The sequence below is a fragment of the uncultured Modestobacter sp. genome, assembly GCF_947486615.1.
In the GTDB taxonomy this organism is placed as follows: Bacteria; Actinomycetota; Actinomycetes; order Mycobacteriales; family Geodermatophilaceae; genus Modestobacter.
Genome location: NZ_CANKUD010000002.1, coordinates 119,283 through 140,240, shown reverse-complemented (window position 1 = coordinate 140,240; position 20,958 = coordinate 119,283). Strand labels below are relative to the sequence as shown.

The following is a 20,958-nucleotide window of genomic DNA, read 5'->3' as shown; positions in this document are numbered from 1 at the left end:
CTCTGCGGGCTCCGGCCGCCCCGGACGAGCTGACCGGGCCGCGGATCCGGCGCTCACCGACCGGCGCCCGGGCCGGGGGCGCCCCGCCGGGCGGCTCCGCAGGCGCAGTCCGGGTGCGCCGGCCAGCGGCGGAGCCGGGGGAGGAACTCCGGGGACCGCAGCTCGAGGGTGCCGCCCACGGTCACCGGGTCGTCGTCGCCGTCCAGGTGGGCGAGCACCTGCACCGCCGCGGTGAGCGCGGTGAACAACGCGGTGAGGGTGGAGCCGGTGGGCACCGCGTCGGCCGCGGTGAGCTGGGCCGCCAGCCGGGGCCAGGCCGGGTCGTCGTCCCGCCGCCAGGCGTCGGCGCACCGCAGGCAGCCGCCCGGGCCGCCGGGCACCACCAGGGGTCCGACGACGCCGGTCTCACCGCGCACCGTCGCCACCAGGTGCGGCGTCCCGTCCCGGTGCAGTGCCGCGGTGAGCGGGTCGGCGGCCGCCCACGGCCGGCAGAGCACCACCAGGTCGACGGCCGCCTCGGGAGGGAGCGGGCGCAGGTCGGTCAGCGGGCTCGCCCGGCGGACGGCGTCGGCCGCCGCCAGGGCGCGGGGGCGGCCCTCGTCGCCGGCGGCGGCACCCCCGACCACCGCGTCGCCGGCCCGGGTCGGGCCGCGGTCCCGCACGTGCACCCGGCCGACCCCGCTGGCCGCCAGCACGGCCGCGAGCGGGGTGCCCACCCGGGTGGCGCCCTCGACGACGACCGCGCTCTGCCGGCGGGCCCGCCAGCGACCGCCGGTCCCGGGGGCCGGCAGGGCGGCCGGCAGCTCCACCGCCGCCCGCGCCGTGGCCGCCGGCCCCGGGTCGGCGGCCAGCAGGTCGGCGGCGGCCAGGTCGTGCACCAGGCCGGCGCCCCGCAGTCCGGCGAGCAGGTCGTCGACCACCGCCGCGGGCAGCCCGTCGGCGACCGCCAGGGCCCGCACCGCCCGCTCGGGTCGCTGCCCGTCCAGCAGGCGGAGCAGCGCGGCGACGTCGTCGCCGGCCGGCTGCACCCGCAGCCCCGCCCGGCCGTCCACGCCACCGACCTGCAGGAGGTCGTCGTCCAGCCGGAGCACCGGGGTGGCGGCGGGCAGCAGCGGGTGGAGGCTCTCGGTCACCGTTGGGAGCGTGCCAGTGCGGCCCGCCGGGCGGGTGCGTCGTCCACAGGTGCCCAGGAGAGCGCCCACAACCTGTGGACGGCCCTGTGGAGCACGTGGGGACCGCTCGGGGTGTCGTTGTGCACGGCCGGGGGAGTGGCTGGTGACGGCGGCCGGCAGCAGGTCGCCGGCGGGCCGCCCACCTGCACCGACGCGCGGTCACCCCCCTGTGGACGGCCGAGTCGGTCCACCGTTCGGGCGACACCGCTCGGCGCGCTGTCCACCCTCCGTGTGCACCTGCCACGACCGGGTGGCACCTCGCTGGGCGCCGGCGGCGGTGCCGGTTACCGTGCGCACGTGCACCAGCGACCTGACCGCCGCCAGCCGGCTGCGTCGACGGCCGTCCCCGCCGCGCGGACGGCTCCCCGCCCCACCCCGGAGGTGGAGGTCCGCCGCAGTGCCCGCCGCCGCCGGACGGTCACGGCCTACCGGGAGAACGGTCGCACCATCGTCCTGATCCCGGCCGCGTTCAGCCCGGACGAGGAACGGCGCTGGGTCGACCAGATGGTCGCCAAGCTGCAGACCCGCGAGGAGCGCCGCCGGCGCAACCTCGGTTCCGACGAGCACCTGATGGCCCGCGCGCACGAGCTGTCCGCCGCCCACCTGGGCGGCCGTGCCGTGCCGGCCACCGTCCGCTGGGTGGACAACCAGCACCGCCGATGGGGCTCCTGCACGCCGGCGGACCGGTCCATCCGGCTGTCCAGCAGGCTCCGCGGCATGCCCGAGTTCGTCGTCGACTACGTGCTGGTGCACGAGCTGGCCCACCTGCTCGAGGCCAGCCACGACGCGCGGTTCTGGGCCCTGGTGCAGGCCTATCCGCAGGCCGAGCGGGCGCTGGGCTTCCTCGAGGGGTTCGAGTTCGGCTCCCGGGGTGACCGGCCGGACGACGCGGACCTGGAGCCCGGCGCCGTCGACTGAAGAAGGTGGAAGGACCCCGTCCTCATCACCCCACGCAGGCTCGGGGTGAGCCTCGGGACGGGGCCTGACCCCACCACTCGCGAGCTCGCGGCGGGACCCTGCAGCGGGGCCGTTCCAGCACAGCGCCGGCGCGGCGACCGACGGAGCCTGAGGCCGGCCGCCGGTCGCCGCGCCGATGAGGTCAGGCGCGCGGCGCGGTCCCGCCGTCCTCGTCGCCGGGGGACTGCTCGCCCTGCTCGGGCGTCTCCGTCGACTGCGCGTCCAGCCCGTCGGTCAGCTCGGCGAACGGGTCGGCCGCGCCCTGGCGGGCGACGAAGTCCATCGGCTCGTCCAGGTCGTCGGAGGTGGGCAGCAGGTCCGGGTGCGACCAGAGGCGGTCACGCTCGGTGGCGCCGTGCTGCTGGGTCATCGCGCCCCAGACGGTGCTGGCGTCGCGCAGCCGGCGCGGGCGCAGTTGCAGCCCCACCAGCGTGGCGAACGTCTGCTCGGCCGGACCGCCGGACGCCCGCCGCCGGCGCATCGTCTCGGCCAGCGCCGAGTGCCCGGGCAGCCGATCGGCCGCGGCGGCGGCCACGATGCTGTCCACCCAGCCCTCGACCAGCGCCAGCATCGTCTCCAGCCGGCGCAGCGCCATCTGCTGCTCGGGCGTCTCCTCCGGCTCCAGCACCCCGCTGCCCAGCAGCCGCTGGATGCTCTCCGGGTCGCTGGGGTCGATGCCGCCCTCCATGCCGCTCATCGCGTCCTGCAGGCCGCGCTCGATCGCCTCGCGGTCGACGTGGATGCCGCGGGCATAGGCGTGGACGGCGTCGGTGAGCTGCTGGCGCAGCCACGGCACGTGCGCGAACAGCCGCTGGTGGGCGGCCTCGCGCAGCGCCAGGAACAGCCGGACCTCATCCTCGGGGCGGTCCAGGCCCTCACCGAAGGCGGCGACGTTCTGCGGGACCAGGACGCCGGCGCCGGTGGGACCCAGCGGCAGGCCGACGTCGGTGCTGGTGGCGACCTCGTCGGCGAGCTTGGCCAGCGCCTGGCCGACCTGGGCGCCGAACATGACGCCGCCCATCTGGCCCATGATCCCGGCGAGCGGGCCGGCGATGGACGCGGCCTCGGCGGGCAGCGCGCTGGTCATCGCGGCGACCACCCGCTCGGCGAGCGGGTCGATCAGGGCGGTCCAGGCCGGCAGGGTCTGCTCCACCCACTCGACCCGCGACCAGGCCAGCCCGCGGTCGATGCCCGAGGGCAGCTCGGTGACCTGGTCCAGCCACAGGTCGGCCAGCCGCAGCGCCTCGGCGGCGGCCTGCTCCCCGGCCGAGGTGGGCTGGTGCCCCGGGGCCAGGGCGCTGATCGCCCCCTGCCGCGCGAGGTCCCAGTTCACCGGGCCGCCGGACCAGCTCATCAGCTTCTGCAGCTCGGCGAACAGCGGCATCTTGCCCAGCAGGTCCGACGGGTCGCCACCGGCGCCACCGGGGCCGCCGACGGCGCCGAAGAGGGCGCCGAGGCCGAACGGGTCGTTGCCGCCCGGCCCGGTGCCACCCGGCCCGGTGCCACCACCGCCCTGGCCGCCGGACTCGCCGCGGCGCTCCGGGTCGCGGTCGGGGACGCCGAAGCCGAAGGGGAGATCGCTCATGGGTCCACCGTAGACGCGGGCGACCGGGGCGACCGCCCTCCGACCGGCCCGTTCGCACAGCCGCGGCTCTGCCCTGGGCGAACGCGGCTGCCACCGGCCATCGGCCCCGGTCACCTACTCTCGCCGTTCGACGGGTGCACCCGCCACGGCCGCGGGGCCGACGGCGGCCCGCCGCCACCGAGGAGGGCACGTGAACCGTCGGACCACCGTCCTGAGCGCCGGGACGGTGCTGCTGCTGGTCTTCGGCGTGCTGGGGGCCCTGCTCCCGGTGCCCTACGTCGCGCAGGTGCCCGGCCCCACCTACAACACCCTCGGCGACATCGACGGCACGCCGATCATCACGGTCTCCGGCCGGGAGCCCAACGAGACCTCCGGCAACCTGAACCTGACCACCGTCGGCATCCCGCAGGGTCGGCTCACCCTCGTCGGCGCCGTCCAGGGCTGGTTCGACAGCGAGGTCACCGTCGTCCCGCGCGAGCAGGTCTACCCCTCCGACCGCTCGGTCGAGGAGACGCAGGCGGCGAACCGGCAGGCGTTCCTGACCTCCGAGCAGGCGGCCCGGGGCGCGGCGTTCGCCGAGCTGGGCTACCCGGAGAAGGTCGTCGTCCAGGACCTGGCGGAGGAGTCGGCCGCCGAGGGGGAGCTGCAGGCCGGCGACGCGCTGGAGTCGGTGGGCGGCACGCCCACGCCGGACCAGACGGCGCTCACGGAGGTGCTCGCCGGCATCCCGCCCGGCTCCACCGTCGAGGTGGGCTACACCCGGGAGGGCACGCCCGGCACCGCCACCGTCACCACGGCCGCCGCCGAGGGGGGCGGGTCGGCCCTGGGGGTGCTGATCCTGCAGACGCCGTACGCGCCCTTCGACGTCGACATCGAGGTGGACGACGTCGGTGGGCCCTCGGCCGGGCTGATGCTCGCCCTGGGCGTGATCGACATGGTCGGGGACACCGACCTGACCGCCGGCGCGGTGGTCGCCGGCACCGGGACGATCGACGGGGCGGGCGCCGTCGGCCCGATCGGTGGCATCCCGCTCAAGCTCGTCTCGGCCCGGGAGATCGGCGCCGAGCTGTTCCTGGTGCCGGCGGACAACTGCGCCGAGGCGGTGGCCAACGCCCAGCCGGGGCTGCCGCTGGCGGAGGTCGCCACGCTGGACGACGCGCTGGAGGCGCTGGCCGACCTCCGCGCGGGCCGGACCCCGGAGCTGTGCTGACCGGGCTGTCCGCCGACCGTGACCTGCTCGTGACCGCGCTGGGAACCCGTCGCGGTCGACAACAGTTGGAGGATCGGACCCCAGCGCCCGCCTCCCGCCACCGGCGGACCCAGGGCCGCTGAGATCGTGTTCCCCGGCCGGGCCCCTGAGCCCGTGCCATCTCGAAGTCGCAAGAAGACAGGAGACCGACCGTGGCCATGCGGCCCCCCGTGCCGGTGCCGACGTTGTCCCGGCGCGCGAAGCTGGTCATCGGCATCGTCGCCGTCCTGCTGGTGCTCTTCACCGTCATCGGCACACTGACCAACGTCTACGTCGACTACCTCTGGTTCGACGAGACCGGATTCACCGAGGTCTTCTGGACCGAGATCCAGACCCGAGCGCTGCTCTTCGCGGTGGCCGCCCTGGCCATGGGCGGGCTGGTCGCCCTCGCGGTGTACCTGGCCTACCGCTTCCGCCCGGCGTTCCGGCCGATGTCGCTGGAGCAGCAGAACCTCGAGCGCTACCGCCAGTCGGTGGAGCCCCGCCGCAAGCTGGTGCTCACCGCGATCGGCGTGGTGCTCGGCCTGTTCGCCGGCATCACCGCGCAGGGCAGCTGGCAGACCTGGCTGGAGTTCCGCAACTCCACCGACTTCGGGCAGACCGACCCGCAGTTCGGGCTGGACATCTCGTTCTTCGTCTTCGACTACCCGTTCTACCGGCTGGCGCTGGGCTTCGGCTTCGCCATCGTGCTGCTGGCCCTGATCGGGTCGGTGCTCACGCACTACGTCTTCGGCGGGCTGCGGCTGCAGACCCCGGGGCAGAAGCTGACCGGCGCGGCCCGGGTGCAGCTGTCGGTGCTGCTCGGCCTGTTCGTGGCGCTCAAGGCGATCGCCTACTGGCTGGACCGGTACGCCCTCGTCTACTCCGACCGCGGTGACGTCTTCACCGGTGCCTCCTACACCGACGTCAACGCCCTGCTGCCGGCCAAGAACATCCTGGTGGTCGTGGCCGCGATCTGCGCTATCGCCTTCTTCGCCAACATCCTGGTGCGCAACACCCTGCTGCCCGCAGCGGCGCTGGTGCTGCTGCTGGCCTCGAGCCTGGTGATCGGGGTGGCCTACCCGGCGATCGTGCAGCAGTTCGTCGTCCGGCCCTCGGCCGACCAGCGCGAGCAGGCCTTCATCGAGAAGGCGATCAGCTCCACCCTCGACGCGTACGGGCTCTCCGCCGTCCAGTACGTCGACTACGCCCAGGGGCAGACCACCGACGGGCAGGCCGACGACGACGGTGACGTGACCGGCAACAGCGTGGACACCGAGGCGGCGCTGGCCGAGCTGGCCGACTCGCCGACCATCTCCAACGCCCGGCTGCTGGACCCCAACGTGCTGTCGGCGACGTTCACCGCGCGCCAGCAGATCCGCAACGTGTACGGCTTCCCGGAGAAGCTGGACATCGACCGGTACGAGATCGACGGGCAGCTCCAGGACTACGTGGTCGCCGTCCGGGAGCTCGACCAGACCGGGCTGAGCGAGAACCAGAGCAGCTGGATCAACCGGCACACCGTCTACACCCACGGCAACGGGTTCGTGGCCGCCCCGGCCAACCAGGTCGTCGCCGGCCAGGAGGGCGGCGAGCCGGACTTCACCACCGGCAACCTGCCGACCACCGGGGACATCGACGTCGACCAGGCGCGGATCTACTACGGCGAGCTGCTCAACGTCGGTGGTCAGGACGTCTACTCCGTCGTCGGCGCCCCCGAGGGCACCGCGCCGCGCGAGTTCGACCAGCCCGAGGGCGGGTCGGGCGAGGGCCAGATCAACTCCACCTACGACGGGGAGGGCGGCGTCTCGATCGGCAGCTTCTTCCGGCAGCTGACCTACGCCATCTACTACCGGGAGCGGAACTTCCTGCTCTCCGGCGCGGTCAACGACCAGTCGAAGGTGCTCTACGTCCGCGACCCGCTGGAGCGGGTGGAGAAGGCCGCGCCCTTCCTGACGGTGGACGGCGACCCGTACCCGGCGGTGATCGACGGCCGCGTGCAGTGGATCCTCGACGGCTACACCACCTCCGACGCCTACCCCTACGCCGAGCAGATGGAGCTGGGCGAGGCGGCCGCGGACGCGCTCACCGGCACCGGCACGACGGCGCTGCCCGACGACCAGTTCAACTACATCCGGAACTCGGTCAAGGCCACGGTCGACGCCTACGACGGCACGGTGACGATGTACGCCTGGGACCAGGACGCCAACCCCGACCCGGTCCTGCAGACGTACATGAAGGCGTTCCCGAACGTCGTCCAGCCGCAGAGCGAGATGAGCGAGGAGCTCATCAGCCACGTCCGCTACCCGGAGGACCTGTTCAAGCTGCAGCGTGACGTGCTCACCCGGTACCACGTGTCCGACCCGGTCGACTTCTACAACCAGAACGACCGGTGGCAGGTGCCAGCCGACCCGACACGGGAGACTACGGACGCTCAGCCTCCCTATTACATTCTGGCACAGCGGCCCGGTGACGATGACGCGTCCTTCCAGCTGACCAGCGCGCTGAACGCCTTTCAGCGCGACAACCTTTCCTCGTTCATCTCGGCATCCTCTGCACCAGAGAACTATGGAGAGCTTCAGGTGCTTCGGCTTCCGGGAAACACTCCTTACCGCGGACCAAAGCAGGTGCAGAACGCTTTCAGGGCGAACAACCAGGTGAGGCCGGACCTGACGTTGTTCGATAGTGACAATTCTGAGCCAGTGTTTGGAAATCTGCTCACCTTGCCCATTGGTAATGCCGGCTTGGTGTATGTCGAACCGCTTTACGTGCAGAGCACTGGTGACAGCGGCTTCCCGCTGCTTCAGAAAGTGCTGGTCAACTACCAGGACCGGATCGGCTACGCCAACACCCTGGCCGAGGCGCTGGAGCAGGTCTTCGGCGCCGGGGCCGGGGAGGCGGCGCCGGACAGCGAGAACGTCCAGGACGACGGTGCCGACGACACGCCTGGCGAGAGCATCCCGCCGACCGCTCCGCCGGCGGACGACGGCGGGGGCGCCGGGGCCGCGACGGAGGACCAGGCCGTCGCTGCGATCAACGACGCCCTGGCCGCGCTGGAGGCGGCGCAGCGTGCCGGCGACTTCGGTGGGCAGGGGCAGGCGCTGGAGGACCTGCAGACGGCGGTGGACGCCTACCAGGCAGCCACCGGGCAGGCCGCCCCGGCGACGCCCACCGGCTGACCGGGGGCGGTGGTCGCGGGGCCTCCCGGCACCGTGACCACCCCCTCGGCAGCACTGCCCCGGAGTGCGGTATGGTTGTCCTACCGACGCGGGGTGGAGCAGCTCGGTAGCTCGCTGGGCTCATAACCCAGAGGTCGCAGGTTCAAATCCTGCCCCCGCTACCACGACGAAGCGGCCCCCACAGCACCTGTGGGGGCCGCTTTCGTTGGTGCGACCGATCTCATCGGCGTGCAGTCGAAAGGCGCGGACGGGCATCGGCCCGGTGCCCTCGGTCCTCACGGACCCGAGGTCGACGCGTCCCGCGGAGCGGCCAGCCCGGCCGGCTCCGGCGAGGGTCGACACCCGTTCCGGGCGACGACCACCGCCCGGCTGCGATGGCGTGTGCGGCATCCCCGCCGCGGCCACCGTGCCGGGGCATCTGGAGAGGAGGAGTCTGTGGCTCGACGAGGCCAGGCCCAGACGGGCACTCGCCGTGGCGCCCCGCGCAACCAGCGGCGGGTCCGGGACGGCGACGTCGTCTCCGCGCTCGCCCGCACGGTCCGCGAGGTCGAGGCGGCCGTCCAGCGGGGCCGGGTCACGCCCGCGGTGCGCGCGAAGTTCGAGGTCGTGGCGCTGCTGGTGCGCGAGGAGCACACCCGGGTCCGCGCCGACGAGACCCTGGGCGACGCCCGCCGGGGCGAGCAGCTGAAGCGCCTGGACGGGATCGGGACGATCCTGGCCAAGACCGCCGTGCGGGACCCCGCGCTGCTCGCGCTGCTCTCCGAGGACGCCACCGTCTCCGCCGCGGCGCGGACGCTCAAGCGCGAGCTGCTGGCCGACATCGGGGTCGAGGCGCCCGCCGAGGAGGCCCCGGCTCCCCAGCCCGTCGCCGCGCCGGTCGCACCGGAACGTCAGGTGGTGCCGCAGTCGGTCATCTCCCGGCAGATGGCCAACCCCTTCCTCGCACCGGACTTCTCCGCCGCCCGCCAGGACGTGCCGCGTCCCCGCCGCCTGGCCGGCTGGGAGCTGCTGGGCCCGCTGCTGAGCTCGTTCGAGCGCGCCGGCGGTGGCGCCCCGGCGTGCATGGCCCTCCCGGCGCCGTCGGCCCGGTTCACCCCGATGGGCCGGGAGCTCATGCCGCACCAGGGACAGGTCGTCGCGGCCGCCGCGGAGGGCCACCGGACCTTCCTGCTCGCCGACGAGCCCGGCCTGGGCAAGACGGCCCAGTCGCTGCTGGCCGCGGAGGCGGCCGGGGCGTACCCGCTGCTGGTCGTCGTCCCGAACGTGGTCAAGACCAACTGGGCGCGCGAGGCCGGGCAGTGGACGCCGCACCGCCGGGCCACCGTGATCCAGGGCGACGGGCACACGATCGACGGGTTCGCCGACATCGTGGTCGTCAACTACGAGGTGCTGGACCGGCACGTCGGCTGGCTGGGCGACTTCGGCTTCCGCGGGATGGTGGTCGACGAGGCGCACTTCATCAAGAACCGGACGTCGCAGCGGTCGCAGCACGTCCTGGAGCTCTCCGAGCGCATCCGCTCCCGCGGGGCCAAGCCCCTGCTCATGGCGTTGACCGGCACCCCGCTGATCAACGACATCGACGACTTCCGGGCGATCTGGCAGTTCCTCGGCTGGATCGATGACAGCAAGCCGCTCGGTGAGCTGATCGACGCGCTGGAGGAGACCGGGCTGACCCCCGCCGACGCCGGCTTCTACCCCGCCGCGCGGCATAGCGTGATCGACCTGGGCATCGTCCGCCGCCGCAAGGTCGACGTCGCCGCCGACATCCCCGCCCGCCGCATCGCCGACCTCCCGGTCGAGCTGGACGGGCCGGCCGGCCGGTCGATCCGGGCCGCCGAGCGGGACCTCGCCCGGCGCATGGTGGAGCGCTACGAGACGGCGCTGGCCAACCGCCCGGCCGACGAGCGGGCCGAGGGCATCGACGCCGACCTGGTGCGCCGGGTGGCCCGGGTGGAGCTGAAGGACTCCACCTCGACCAAGGCCGGGGAGAACGTCTTCAGCATGATGCGGCGCATCGGCGAGGCGAAGGCCGGCCTGGCCGCGGACTACGCGGCCCAGCTGGCCCGCAGCGCCGGCAAGGTGGTCTTCTTCGCCAAGCACATCGACGTCATGGACACCGCGGAGGCGACCTTCACCAAGCAGGGGGTGCGGTTCGCCTCGATCCGCGGGGACCAGACGCCGGGGGCGCGGCAGCGGAACATCGACGCCTTCGTCAACGACCCCGAGGTCGGCGTCGCGGTCTGCTCGCTGACCTCGGCCGGGGTCGGGTTGAACCTGCAGGTGGCGTCGAACCTGGTGCTCGCCGAGCTGTCCTGGACCGACGCGGAGCAGACCCAGGCCATCGACCGTGCCCATCGCATCGGGCAGACCGAGCCGGTGACCGCCTGGCGGATCATCGCCGCCCAGACGATGGACGCCCGGATCGCCGAGCTGATCGACAGCAAGGCGGGGCTCGCGGCCAGGGCGCTGGATGGGTCGGACGAGGAGCTGTCGCCGTCGGCCGACGTCCAGCTGGAGGCGCTCGTCGCACTGCTCACCGACGCGCTGGCGGCCCGGCCCGCCCCGCCGGTGGCCCTCTGAGCGGGCCGTCCGGGGGCCGGCTGCACGCCGTCCGGGGAGTGGGGTAACGTTCTCCCTGCGACGCGGGGTGGAGCAGCTCGGTAGCTCGCTGGGCTCATAACCCAGAGGTCACAGGTTCAAATCCTGTCCCCGCTACCAACCGGAGGGCCCGGTCACCGTCAAGGTGACCGGGCCCTCCGTCCGTGTGTGCGCGCGGTGTGTGCAGACTCTGCCTGCGGCCGCCCCGAAACCGGGCAGCGCAGGGCGACGAGGAGGACCGACAGGGATGGACGCGGGACCGACGGCGGGACAGGCCAGCGGCGGGGCGCAGCAGTGGCCCGGCCGGGTCACCGAGCGCACCCTGGCCGACGGCCGGCCGATCCTCTACTTCGACGACCGGGCCACCGACGGGCCGGTGCACGAGACCGCCGACGTCCGGCCGCTGCCGGAGCCGCCGCACGCCGGGGAGATCCGCTACGACGTGCTGACCGGTGAGTGGGTGACCATCGCCGGCCACCGGATGAACCGCACGTTCCTGCCCAGCGCCGCCGACTGCCCGCTGGACCCGACGAGGGACCCCGAACGGCCCACCGAGGTCCCGGACGGCGAGTACGACGTCGCCGTCTTCGCCAACCGGTTCCCGAGCTTCGCGCCGCTGACCGTCGGGCCGGCCGAGGACGGCCCGGCGGCGCCGTTCGGCCCCGCCGACCGCCCCGCCTACGGGCACTGTGACGTCGTGGTCTTCTCCAGCGACCACGACGCCGCGGTCGTCAACCTGCCGGCGGCGCGGATGCGCACCATCGTCGAGGCCTGGGCGCAGCGCACGGCGGCCCACTCGGCCGACCCGGGCGTGGCCGAGGTGTTCGTCTTCGAGAACAGCGGCCAGGAGATCGGGGTAACGCTGACCCACCCGCACGGACAGGTCTACGCCTACCCGGTCCTGCCGCCGCGCTCCGGGCAGCTGCTCGAGCAGGCCCGCCGGCACCGGCAGGCGACCGGCGGCAACCTGCTGGCCGACGTGCTGGCCGCCGAGCAGGCCGAGGGCACCCGGGTGGTGCTGGCCGGTGAGCACTTCACCGCCTACGTGCCCCGCGCGGCCCGCTGGCCGGTCGAGGTGCACCTGGCCCCGCACCGCGACGTCCCCGACCTCGCTGCCCTGGACGACGCGGAGAAGGCCGAGCTCGCCGTCGTCTACCAGGAGCTGCTGCGCCGGGTGAACCGCTTCCACCCCGGCGTGGATCGGGTGCCCTACATCTCCGGCTGGCACCAGGCGCCGACCGGCGAGGAGCGGGAGCTGGGCCGGCTGCACCTGCAGCTGTTCTCGCTGCTCCGCGCGCCCGGGAAGCTGAAATACCTGGCCGGCTCGGAGTCGGGCATGGGCGCCTGGATCAACGACACGACCCCCGAGCGGATCGCCGAGCGGCTGCGCGAGGTGGCGTCGTGAGCGGAGCGTGGCGTGAGCATCGCAGGGAGCGCCAGCGACCGAGGAGCGGAGCGCTGCGTGTGAGCGAACGGGGGATGTCGTGACCGCCCAGGAGGAGGCCGGCCTCGCGGTCGCCGAGCTGCGCAGCGCCTTCGGCGTCGAGCCGGACGGCGTCTGGACCGCGCCCGGTCGGGTCAACCTGATCGGCGAGCACGTCGACTACAACGGCGGGCGCTGCCTGCCGATGGCGCTGACCCGGGTGACCGCGGCGGCCGTGCGCCGGCGGGACGACGACCGGGTCCGGATCACCAGCACCGACCCCGACGCCGAGCCGTTCGAGGGCACGCTGGCCGAGCTCGGGCCCGGTCAGGTGTCCGGCTGGGCCGGCTACGCCGCCGGGACGTTGTGGTCGCTGCAGCAGGCCGGGGTGGACGTGCCCGGCCTGGACATGGCCGTCAGCAGCGACGTGCCGCTGGGCGCGGGCCTGTCCAGCTCGGCCTCGCTGGAGGCGGCGGTGGCGCTGTCGGCCGCCGAGCTCGCCGGCCGGGCCGACGACGCCGAGCTCCGGCACCTGCTCATCCAGGCCGCGATCCGGGCGGAGAACGAGGTCGTGGGCGCCGGCACCGGCGGGATGGACCAGACCGTCGCCCTCCTGGCCGAGGAGGGCTCGGCCCTGCTGATCCACACCCGCGACTTCCGCACCGAGCCGGTGCAGCTGGGGCTGGCCGAGGCAGGCCTGGAGCTGATGGTCATCGACACCCGGGTCACGCACACGCTGGCCGACGGGCAGTACGCCAAGCGCCGCGCGGACTGCGACGAGGCGGCCCGCCAGCTGGGTCTGGAGTGGCTCAGCGACGCCACCCCGGCCGACGTCGACCGGCTGAGCGACCCGCGGCTGCAGGCCCGCACCCGGCACGTGGTCACCGAGAACCAGCGGGTGGACGAGGTCGTCGAGCTGGTGCGCGCCGGCCGGGTCGCCGAGATCGGCCCGCTGCTCGACGGCTCGCACACCTCGCTGCGCGACGACTACGAGGTGTCGGCGGTGGAGCTCGACGTCGTGGTCGAGGCAGCCCGTGCCGCGGGTGCCCTGGGCGCCCGGATGGTCGGCGGCGGGTTCGGTGGCTCGGCCATCGCGCTGATCCGTTCCGCCGACGCCGAGGTCGTCGGGGAGGCCGTGGTGGCGGCCTGCCGCGAGCGGGAGCTGACCCTCCCGGGGATCCTCACGGTCACCTCCGGTCCGGCGGCCCGCCGGCTGTCCTGAGGGACCCGTGCGGGGTCCCACCGAGCGGTGGACCCCGCTCCGGGGCCTGGCCTCGTCCCCTCCGCTCGCGGCCCCTGGGCGGGGTGCGCCCGGGGAACAGTGCGGCCGGGACGGGAGTTCGGGAGGGGCATGGAGCCGACGGTCAGCAACGCCCCCGAGGACAACCGCTACGAGATCCGGGACGGCGACCGCCTGCTCGGCGTCACCGCCTACCAGCGCCGCGGTGACCAGGTGGTGTTCACCCACACCGAGGTCGACAGCGACGAGGGGCACTCCGGGCTGGGCAGCACGCTGGTCCGCAGCGCCCTGGACGACGTGCGAGCGCAGGGCGGCACCGTCGTCCCGATGTGCTCGTTCGTGCGCGGCTGGATCGAGCGGCACCCCGAGTACCGGGACCTGGTCGCCGCCGAGTCCTGACGCGACCGGGTCGCCGCCGGGCCCTGACGGGACAGGGTCGCCGCTGAGTCCTGACGGGACAGGGTCGCCGCCGGGATCCCGAGGCCCCGGGGTCGCTGACGGGTCCAGAGGCCGGTGCAGGGGCGTGTGGGCCGCCTGAGAGGCTGGGGGCATGCGCGTCCTGGTCACCGGTTGGTTCAGCTTCGACGAGGTGATCGCCACCATCGGCGACGAGCTGGGGGCCGACGTCGTCGTCGGCTGGCTCGCCGAGGCCGGCATCGAGCACGACGTCGCCTGGGCGCCCTACCTGCAGCGCGGCCCGGACTGGCGGGAGCTCGACCCGGCCGACTACACCCACCTGGTCTTCGTGAGCGGCCCGCTCTCGGACACCCCGCTGCTGCGCGAGCTGACCGCCGCCTTCGCCGGTGCGCAGCGCTGGGCGGTCAACGTCTCGGTGGTCTCCGACGCCGGCCGGGCGCTGTTCCACCAGGTCTGGGAGCGGGACGCCCCGGGCATCTCCCGGCCGGACCTGGCCATCGGCACCACCACGCCGGACGTGCCCGTGGTGGCCGTCGCCTTCGCGCCGCCGCAGGAGGAGTACGGCGACCGCAGCCAGGCCGCCCAGGTGCGCGCGGCGATCGAGGGCTGGCTGGGTGCCCGGGCGATCCCGTGGTTCGAGCTGACCATGGACCTGTTCGAGAAGCCGCACGAGCGCTTCCCGCTGCAGGTGGAGGCGCTGATCCGCCGGGCCGACGTGGTGGTCAGCATGCGGCTGCACGCGCTGGTGCTCGGGCTGGCGCACGGGAAGCCGGTGATCGCCTGCGACGCCATCGCCGGTGGCGCCAAGGTGAGCGCGCAGGCGGCCGCGCTCGGCTGGCCGATCGTGCTGCGCGCCGGCGAGGTCGACCCGACCACCCTGGACGCCGCCCTGGAGCATGCGCTGTCGGGCACGCTGACCGCGGAGCTGGCCGGGGCGCAGGAGCGTGGTGCGGCGGGCAACGCCGCGGCGCGGGAGTGGTTCACCGGCCTGCTCGCCGGCTGACACCGGCGCCCGGACGGGTGTGACCCGGAGCACGTCTGGGCTAGCGTCGGGTCGCCACGACCGTCCGCCCCGGGAGGCCACCGTGCCGACTCCCACCCTGCGCCCCGACCCGGACGCCATCGACCCCGATGCGATCGACCTCGACGCCGTCGACCTGTCCGACCGGGTGTTCTGGGGCGAACCGCCGGAGGTGCGGCACGCCGTCCTCGACCGGCTGCGCCGGGAGCGCCCGTTCGCGTTCTTCGCCGAACCCGTCGTCCCCTTCATCGAGCCCGGCGCCGGCTACCACGCGGTGACCCGGTACGCCGACGTGGCGGCGACCAGCAGCCGGCCGGCGCTGTTCTCCTCGGGTGCCGGCGCGGTGTCGATCGCGGACATGCCCCCGGACCTCAACGAGTTCTACGGCTCGCTGATCAGCATGGACGGTGAGCCGACCGACCTGGCCGCGGTGGAGACGGCGGTGCGGGCCTGTCCGACCGGGGCCCTTCAGCTGCTCGACTGAGCCAGCGGTCGCAGGGCGGTGGCGAAGCGGAGTTCCACCTCCGCGGGCACCGGTCGCCGGCGGCGCAGCGCGGCGGGGAGCCGGCGGAGCACCCCGGCCAGGGCGGAGCGGGCGCCCCGGTCGTGCACGGCCCGGGACGCCAGCCGGCCGGTGGCGGTCAGTGCCACCGACAGCGGCCGGCGCAGCCAGTCGACCAGGACGTCGTTGCGGGTCTGCAGCGCCCAGCGCATGGGGCCCGGCTGGTCCGGGCCGGCCGGGTCGTGCCAGGCGGCGACGTCCTCGGCGAACACCAGCTGCCACCCCGCGGCGGCGAGGTCGAGGGCGAGCAGGTGCTCCTCGCCGCCGAAGAACAGGAACGGGGAGAAGCCGCCGACGGCCAGGTGGGCGTCCCGGCGGACCACGGCGGCGAACGCCGGGAAGCTCAGCACCAGCGGGCCGGCGGGGGAGCGGCCCAGCAGCTCGGCGCGGTGCTTGCCGGTGACGGCGTCCTCGCTGCCGTCGTGCGCCATCCGCACCCGGCCGACGACCACCGCCACCTCCGGGTGGGCGTCGAGGAGGTCGGCCGCCGCCTCCAGTGCGCCCGGCTCCCACCAGGAGTCGTCGTCGGCGAAGGCCACGTAGCGGGTGGCGGCACGCTGCACGCCGCGGTTGCGCGCCACCGCGCCGGCGTTGGCCGGGAGCTCGAGCACGTCGACCCGGGGACGGGCTGACCGGACGGCGTCGGCGGTGCCGTCGGCGGAGGCGTTGTCCACCACGATCACCGGAGGGCCGCCGGGGCAGTCGAGCCGGTCGAGCGAGCGCAGCAGCGACTCTCGCCGGTCCATGGTCGCGATGACGACGCTGACGCGGGGCTCACTCACGCCGAGGAGTTACCCGCCGGTCGGCCGCACGCACGTGGTGGCGAGGGGCGGCCGTGTGCGACCGGCCACGTCAGGCGGAGAGGGCGGTGCCGGCGTCGTCGAGGGACCCGGCGAGGTCGTCGAGCGGCAGGTCGAGTGCGCGGGCCAGAGCTGCGACCGTGAAGAAGGCCGGTGTCGGGACCCGGCCGGACTCGATCTTCCGCAGCGCCTCCAGGCTCACCCCGGACGCCGCGGCCACCTCACCGGGCGTGCGTGCACCGCGTGCCGCCCGCAGCACCGCCCCCAGCCGGCGGCCACGGTCGCGCTCGGCGGGGGTCAGCGGGGGGCGCACCATGGACGTGATAGTAATACCGGGATACCAATCCCGGAAGGAGTACAGATGATCGAGCTGCGCACACCCGGGGAGATCGACGCCATGCGCGCCGCCGGGGCGGTGGTCGCCGACATGCACGCCGCGGTGCACGCCCTGGCCGCGCCCGGGGTCCGGCTGACCGAGTTGGACGCCGTCGCCCGCCAGGTCCTCGCCGATGCCGGCGCGACCTCCCCGTTCCTCGGCTACGCACCGCTGCGCAGCACGCCGCCGTTCCCCGGTGTGCTCTGCCTGTCGGTCAACGACGTCGCGCTGCACGGCATCCCGACGTCCCAGGAGCTCGAGGACGGCGACCTGCTCAGCGTGGACGCCGGTGCCACCCTGGACGGCTGGGTGGGCGACGCTGCCCGCACCTACCCGATCGGCACGCCACGCCCGGAGGACCTGCAGCTGGTGGAGACCACCGAGCGGGCGTTGGCCGCCGGCATTGCCGCCGCGGTGGTCGGCAACAAGATCGGGGACATCTCGGCCGCGATCGGTGCGGTCGGCCGGGCGGGGGGGTGCGGCATCAACACCGACCAGGGCGGCCACGGCGTCGGCCGGTCCATGCACGAGGCGCCGAGCGTGCCCAACGAGGGCCGGGCCGGTCGCGGGGTGCCGCTGCGCGCCGGGCTGGTGATCGCCATCGAGCCGTGGTTCCTGGCCGGGGGCAGCGACGACTACCGGGTGGACGCCGACGGCTGGACCCTGCGCAGCGCCGACGGCAGCCGCGCGGCCCACGTCGAGCACACCGTGGCCGTCACCGCCGACGGCCCGAGGATCCTCACCGCCCCGCGCTGAGCCGCCGTCGTGCGCTCCCCGTCGGTCCCGTGACCCGGACACCGACGGCGAGCGCACGACGGCGTCCGGCCAGACCTCGACACAGAGGCAGCGCCGTTGGTCGCCCAGTGCGGTGTCCCGTGCCGGGAGACAGCACTGGGGGACCAACAGTGCGCGTCGGATCAGGACAGCGCCTGGTCCAGGTCGGCCAGCAGGTCGTCGACGTCCTCGATGCCGACGGACAGGCGGACCAGGTCGGCCGGCACCTCCAGCGGGGAGCCGGCGGCGCTGGCGTGGGTCATCCGGTGCGGGTGCTCGATCAGCGACTCCACGCCGCCCAGTGACTCGGCCAGGGTGAACAGCTGTGCGCGCTCGCACACCCGCAGCGCCGCCTCCTCGCCCGCCTTCAGCCGGAACGAGATCATCCCGCCGAAGCCGGACATCTGCTTCGCCGCGATGTCGTGGTTGCGGTGCTGCGGCAGCCCCGGGTAGAGCACGTCGCCCACCGCAGGGTGCGCCAGCAGCCACTCGGCGATCCGGCCGGCGTTCGCGCTGTGCCGGTCCATCCGGACGCCGAGGGTCTTCAGGCTGCGCAGCACCAGCCAGGCGTCGAACGGGCCGTTGACCGCGCCCATCGCGTTCTGGTGGTAGGCCAGCCGCTCGCCGAGCTCGGCGTCGGCGACCACCAGTGCCCCGCCCACGACGTCGGAGTGCCCGCCGAGGTACTTCGTCGTGGAGTGCACGACGACGTCGGCGCCCAGCGTCAGCGGCTGCTGCAGGTAGGGGCTGGCGAAGGTGTTGTCGACGACCAGCAGCGTCCCGGAGGCGTGCACGATCTCGGCCAGCGCGGCGATGTCGGAGACGTTGAGCAGCGGGTTGCTGGGCGTCTCGCACCAGACCACCCGGACGTTCTCCGGCGCGACGGCGGCCCGGACGGCGTCGAGGTCGTTGAGGTCGACCGGGGTGTGCGTGACGCCCCACGGCTCGAGCACCCGGGAGATCAGCCGGTAGGTGCCGCCGTAGGCGTCGCCGCCGAGCACCACCTGGTCACCCGGCCGGCACACGGTGCGCAGCAGGGTGTCCTCGGCGGCCAGCCCGGAGGCGAACGTCATCCCGCGGGTGCCCTGCTCCAGCGAGGCCAGCGCGGTCTGCAGGGTGTCCCGGGTGGGGTTGGCGCTGCGGCTGTACTCGTAGCCGCCGCGCAGCCCGCCGACGCCGTCCTGCTTGTAGGTGGTGGTGAGGTGCACCGGCGGGATGACCGCGCCGGTGGCCGGGTCGGGCTCCTGCCCGGCGTGGATCGCCCGGGTGTTGAAGCCGGTCACGACTGCGCCGCCGGGGTCGGGATGTCGACCAGGTGGCCCAGCACGTCCTGGCGGGTGACCACGCCGGCCGGCTTGCCGTCGACGTGCACCAGCAGGGCGTCGGCGTCACCCAGGGCCCCGACCGCGGCCGAGACCGGCTCGCCGGAGCCGATGATCGGCAGCGGGGGCGACATGTGCCGCTCCACCGGGTCGGCGAGCGTGGCGCGGCCGGTGAACAGGGCGTCCAGCAGCGTCTTCTCGGCGACCGAGCCGACCACCTCCCCGGCGGTCACCGGGGGCTCGGCCTTGACCACCGGCAGCTGGCTCACCCCGTACTCGCGCAGGATGTCGATCGCGTCGCGCACCGTCTCGTTCGGGTGGGTGTGCACCAGGTCCGGCGTCTCGCCCGCCTTCGCCGACAGCAGCTCACCGACGGTCTCCCCGCCGGACTCGGTCAGGAAGCCGTAGTCGGCCATCCACTGGTCGTTGAAGATCTTGTTCAGGTAGCCGCGGCCGCCGTCGGGCAGCAGCACCACCAGGACGTCGTCCTTGGTCAGCCGCTCGGCCACCCGCAGGGCCGCCACGACGGCCATCCCGCAGGAGCCGCCGACCAGCAGCCCCTCCTCGCGGGCCAGCCGCCGGGTCATCGCGAAGGAGTCGCCGTCGGAGACCGCGACGATCTCGTCGGCGATCGACTTGTCGTAGGCCTCGGGCCAGAAGTCCTCCCCGACGCCTTCGACCAGGTACGGCCGGCCGGTGCCGCCGGAGTAGACCGAGCCCTCCGGGTCCGCGCCGATCACCTGCACCCGGCCGCCGCTGGCCTCCTTGAGGTAGCGGCCGACGCCGGAGATGGTGCCGCCGGTGCCCGCGCCGGTGACGAAGTGGGTGATCTTCCCCTCGGTCTGCGTCCAGATCTCCGGCCCGGTCGTCTCGTAGTGCGACCGGGGGTTGTTCGGGTTGGCGTACTGGTCGGCCTTCCAGCCACCCTCGGTCTCCCGGGCCAGCCGGTCGGAGACCGAGTAGTAGGAGCGCGGGTCGGCCGGGTCGACGGCGGTGGGGCAGACGTGCACCTCGGCGCCGTAGGCCTTGAGCACGTTGATCTTCTCCTGGCCGACCTTGTCCGGGCACACGAAGATGCACTTGTAGCCGCGTGTCTGGGCGACGATGGCCAGGCCGATGCCGGTGTTGCCGCTGGTCGGCTCGATGATCGTGCCGCCCGGCTGGAGGGCCCCGGACGCCTCGGCGGCCTCGATCATCCGCACCGCGATCCGGTCCTTCACCGAGCCGCCGGGGTTGACGTACTCGACCTTGGCCAGCACCAGCGGCGCGTCCGGGCCCAGGTGGGCGGTGACGGAGTTGAGCCGGACCAGCGGGGTGTCGCCGATGAGCTCGACGACGGACTCGGCGTACTGCACGGGGTCTCCTGCTCTGCGGGTGGGCCGGCGGCGGATCGCGCGCACCGGCTGACCCGACCATCCCACCAGACGCCCGCGGAGGCATCAGGGTGGCAGGTGGCGCCCGGACCGGCTCGGTGTGCGGTTGGTCCCTTTACGGCGTATACCCTCGTCCGGCCGGTCGGGCCTGCCCCCGGCGAGGCGGACGTCGAACCAACGGCCCACCCGCCGCTGTGGAGAGGGACCCCCGAGACGATGACCGAGAGCCTTGGCGCCCTGCACCAAGAGCTGGCGGGCGTCGTCCTCGTGGGGCGGGAGCTGCCCGAGGTGTTGACCGAGATCGTCCAGATCTCCCACCGTGCGATCCCCGGTGCCGAGGCCACCTCGATCACGCTGATCCGTGACGAGCGTGCCTTCACCGCTGCCTATGACGGGCAGATCGCGATGGACGCCGATGAGCTGCAGTACGAGCGCGGGTACGGCCCGTGCCTCGACGCGGGGCGGTCCGGGGAGGTCTTCCTCGTGGAGGACATGCGGCACGAGGACCGCTGGCCCGACTACGCGCGGCAGGTCGCGGGGCTGGGGGTGTACAGCTCGCTGTCGATCCCGCTGCCGTTCCAGGGCGCGACGATCGGGGCGCTGAACAACTACGCCCGCCGGCCGGGGGCCTTCGGTGCCGCCGACGTCGCGATCGGCGAGGAGGTCGCGGCCTTCGTCGCGATCGCCGTGGGCAACGCCGAGGCCGCGGCCCGGGCGACCGACGACGTGGCGAACATGCGCCAGGCGATGGCCTCCCGTGCGGTGATCGAGCAGGCCAAGGGCATCCTGATGGAGCGGTACAAGGTCACCTCGGAGCAGGCCTTCACCCTGCTGACCCACGCCTCGCAGCGCAGCAACGTCAAGCTCCGCGACATCGCCGAGGAGCTCACCGCCACCGGGGTGCTGCGCGGCAGCTGAGCCGGCGCGCGAG

Annotated in this window: 17 protein-coding genes and 2 tRNA genes; 13 read left to right on the top strand and 6 right to left on the bottom strand. The window is 74.1% G+C overall.

Features of this window, described 5'->3' with window-relative positions:
* Positions 1-53: 53 nt before the first annotated feature.
* Positions 54-1,133 (bottom strand): ThiF family adenylyltransferase, encoded by a 1,080-nt coding sequence (locus tag Q1A09_RS04000; RefSeq protein WP_299952189.1) that lies wholly within the window; start codon positions 1,131-1,133, stop codon positions 54-56.
* A 336-nt stretch (positions 1,134-1,469) separates the two neighbouring features.
* On the opposite strand from Q1A09_RS04000, the gene Q1A09_RS03995 reads away from it, so the two are divergent.
* The gene (locus Q1A09_RS03995) at positions 1,470-2,090 is read left to right on the top strand and encodes a M48 family metallopeptidase (RefSeq protein ID WP_299952188.1); all 621 of its coding nucleotides are present in this window, start codon (positions 1,470-1,472) and stop codon (positions 2,088-2,090) included.
* Positions 2,091-2,271: 181 nt separating this feature from the next.
* Here the strand turns inward: Q1A09_RS03995 and Q1A09_RS03990 are convergent, their stop codons facing one another.
* Positions 2,272-3,714 carry a zinc-dependent metalloprotease gene (locus tag Q1A09_RS03990; RefSeq protein WP_299952187.1) on the bottom strand — a complete coding sequence of 481 codons (1,443 nt, stop codon included), beginning with the start codon at positions 3,712-3,714 and terminating at the stop codon, positions 2,272-2,274.
* A gap of 190 nt (positions 3,715-3,904) precedes the next feature.
* Between Q1A09_RS03990 and Q1A09_RS03985 the strand changes: the two genes are divergently transcribed.
* The 10 genes from Q1A09_RS03985 to Q1A09_RS03940 all read left to right on the top strand — a co-directional run bounded on the left by Q1A09_RS03985 (position 3,905) and on the right by Q1A09_RS03940 (position 15,304).
* Complete coding sequence (locus Q1A09_RS03985; RefSeq protein ID WP_299952186.1) at positions 3,905-4,924, top strand: PDZ domain-containing protein; 1,020 nt, start codon at positions 3,905-3,907, stop codon at positions 4,922-4,924.
* A 197-nt stretch (positions 4,925-5,121) separates the two neighbouring features.
* Complete coding sequence (locus Q1A09_RS03980) at positions 5,122-8,121, top strand: UPF0182 family protein (protein ID WP_299952595.1); 3,000 nt, start codon at positions 5,122-5,124, stop codon at positions 8,119-8,121.
* An 87-nt stretch (positions 8,122-8,208) separates the two neighbouring features.
* A tRNA-Met gene (locus Q1A09_RS03975) sits at positions 8,209-8,285 on the top strand.
* A 271-nt stretch (positions 8,286-8,556) separates the two neighbouring features.
* Positions 8,557-10,701 carry a DEAD/DEAH box helicase gene (locus Q1A09_RS03970; protein ID WP_299952185.1) on the top strand — a complete coding sequence of 715 codons (2,145 nt, stop codon included), beginning with the start codon at positions 8,557-8,559 and terminating at the stop codon, positions 10,699-10,701.
* A gap of 61 nt (positions 10,702-10,762) precedes the next feature.
* A tRNA-Met gene (locus Q1A09_RS03965) sits at positions 10,763-10,839 on the top strand.
* 127 nt (positions 10,840-10,966) lie between these two features.
* A complete protein-coding gene (gene galT, locus Q1A09_RS03960) occupies positions 10,967-12,124 on the top strand; it encodes a galactose-1-phosphate uridylyltransferase (protein WP_299952184.1) in 1,158 nt (385 codons plus the stop codon).
* Between the two features lie 79 nt (positions 12,125-12,203).
* Positions 12,204-13,364 carry a galactokinase gene (gene galK, locus Q1A09_RS03955; protein ID WP_299952183.1) on the top strand — a complete coding sequence of 387 codons (1,161 nt, stop codon included), beginning with the start codon at positions 12,204-12,206 and terminating at the stop codon, positions 13,362-13,364.
* 129 nt (positions 13,365-13,493) lie between these two features.
* Positions 13,494-13,781: a GNAT family N-acetyltransferase gene (locus tag Q1A09_RS03950; protein ID WP_299952182.1), complete on the top strand. Its 288-nt coding sequence runs from the start codon at positions 13,494-13,496 to the stop codon at positions 13,779-13,781.
* Between the two features lie 151 nt (positions 13,782-13,932).
* Entirely contained in the window at positions 13,933-14,802 is an 870-nt protein-coding gene (locus Q1A09_RS03945; protein WP_299952181.1) for a polysaccharide pyruvyl transferase family protein, read from the top strand.
* A gap of 82 nt (positions 14,803-14,884) precedes the next feature.
* Positions 14,885-15,304, top strand: a complete 420-nt coding sequence (locus Q1A09_RS03940) for a hypothetical protein (RefSeq protein WP_299952180.1) — start codon at positions 14,885-14,887, stop codon at positions 15,302-15,304.
* On the opposite strand, the gene Q1A09_RS03935 is transcribed toward Q1A09_RS03940, so the two are convergent.
* On the bottom strand, positions 15,289-16,164 hold the full coding sequence (locus Q1A09_RS03935) for a glycosyltransferase family 2 protein (protein WP_299952179.1): 876 nt from the start codon (positions 16,162-16,164) through the stop codon (positions 15,289-15,291). The two genes, Q1A09_RS03940 and Q1A09_RS03935, sit on opposite strands and share 16 nt — an antisense overlap.
* Positions 16,165-16,234: 70 nt before the next feature.
* Positions 16,235-16,498 carry a helix-turn-helix domain-containing protein gene (locus tag Q1A09_RS03930; RefSeq protein WP_299952178.1) on the bottom strand — a complete coding sequence of 88 codons (264 nt, stop codon included), beginning with the start codon at positions 16,496-16,498 and terminating at the stop codon, positions 16,235-16,237.
* Between the two features lie 45 nt (positions 16,499-16,543).
* Between Q1A09_RS03930 and map the strand changes: the two genes are divergently transcribed.
* A complete protein-coding gene (gene map, locus Q1A09_RS03925) occupies positions 16,544-17,314 on the top strand; it encodes a type I methionyl aminopeptidase (protein ID WP_299952177.1) in 771 nt (256 codons plus the stop codon).
* Positions 17,315-17,475: 161 nt separating this feature from the next.
* Here map and Q1A09_RS03920 read toward each other — a convergent pair whose 3' ends face one another.
* Together Q1A09_RS03920 and Q1A09_RS03915 are read right to left on the bottom strand one after the other, a co-directional pair.
* Positions 17,476-18,615 carry a cystathionine gamma-synthase gene (locus tag Q1A09_RS03920; protein ID WP_299952176.1) on the bottom strand — a complete coding sequence of 380 codons (1,140 nt, stop codon included), beginning with the start codon at positions 18,613-18,615 and terminating at the stop codon, positions 17,476-17,478.
* Positions 18,612-20,009 carry a cystathionine beta-synthase gene (locus tag Q1A09_RS03915; protein WP_299952175.1) on the bottom strand — a complete coding sequence of 466 codons (1,398 nt, stop codon included), beginning with the start codon at positions 20,007-20,009 and terminating at the stop codon, positions 18,612-18,614. Before Q1A09_RS03915 ends, Q1A09_RS03920 begins: the two co-directional genes overlap by 4 nt.
* Positions 20,010-20,243: 234 nt before the next feature.
* Here Q1A09_RS03915 and Q1A09_RS03910 point away from each other — a divergent pair, with 234 nt between their 5' ends.
* Complete coding sequence (locus Q1A09_RS03910; RefSeq protein ID WP_299952174.1) at positions 20,244-20,945, top strand: GAF and ANTAR domain-containing protein; 702 nt, start codon at positions 20,244-20,246, stop codon at positions 20,943-20,945.
* Positions 20,946-20,958 lie beyond the last annotated feature (13 nt).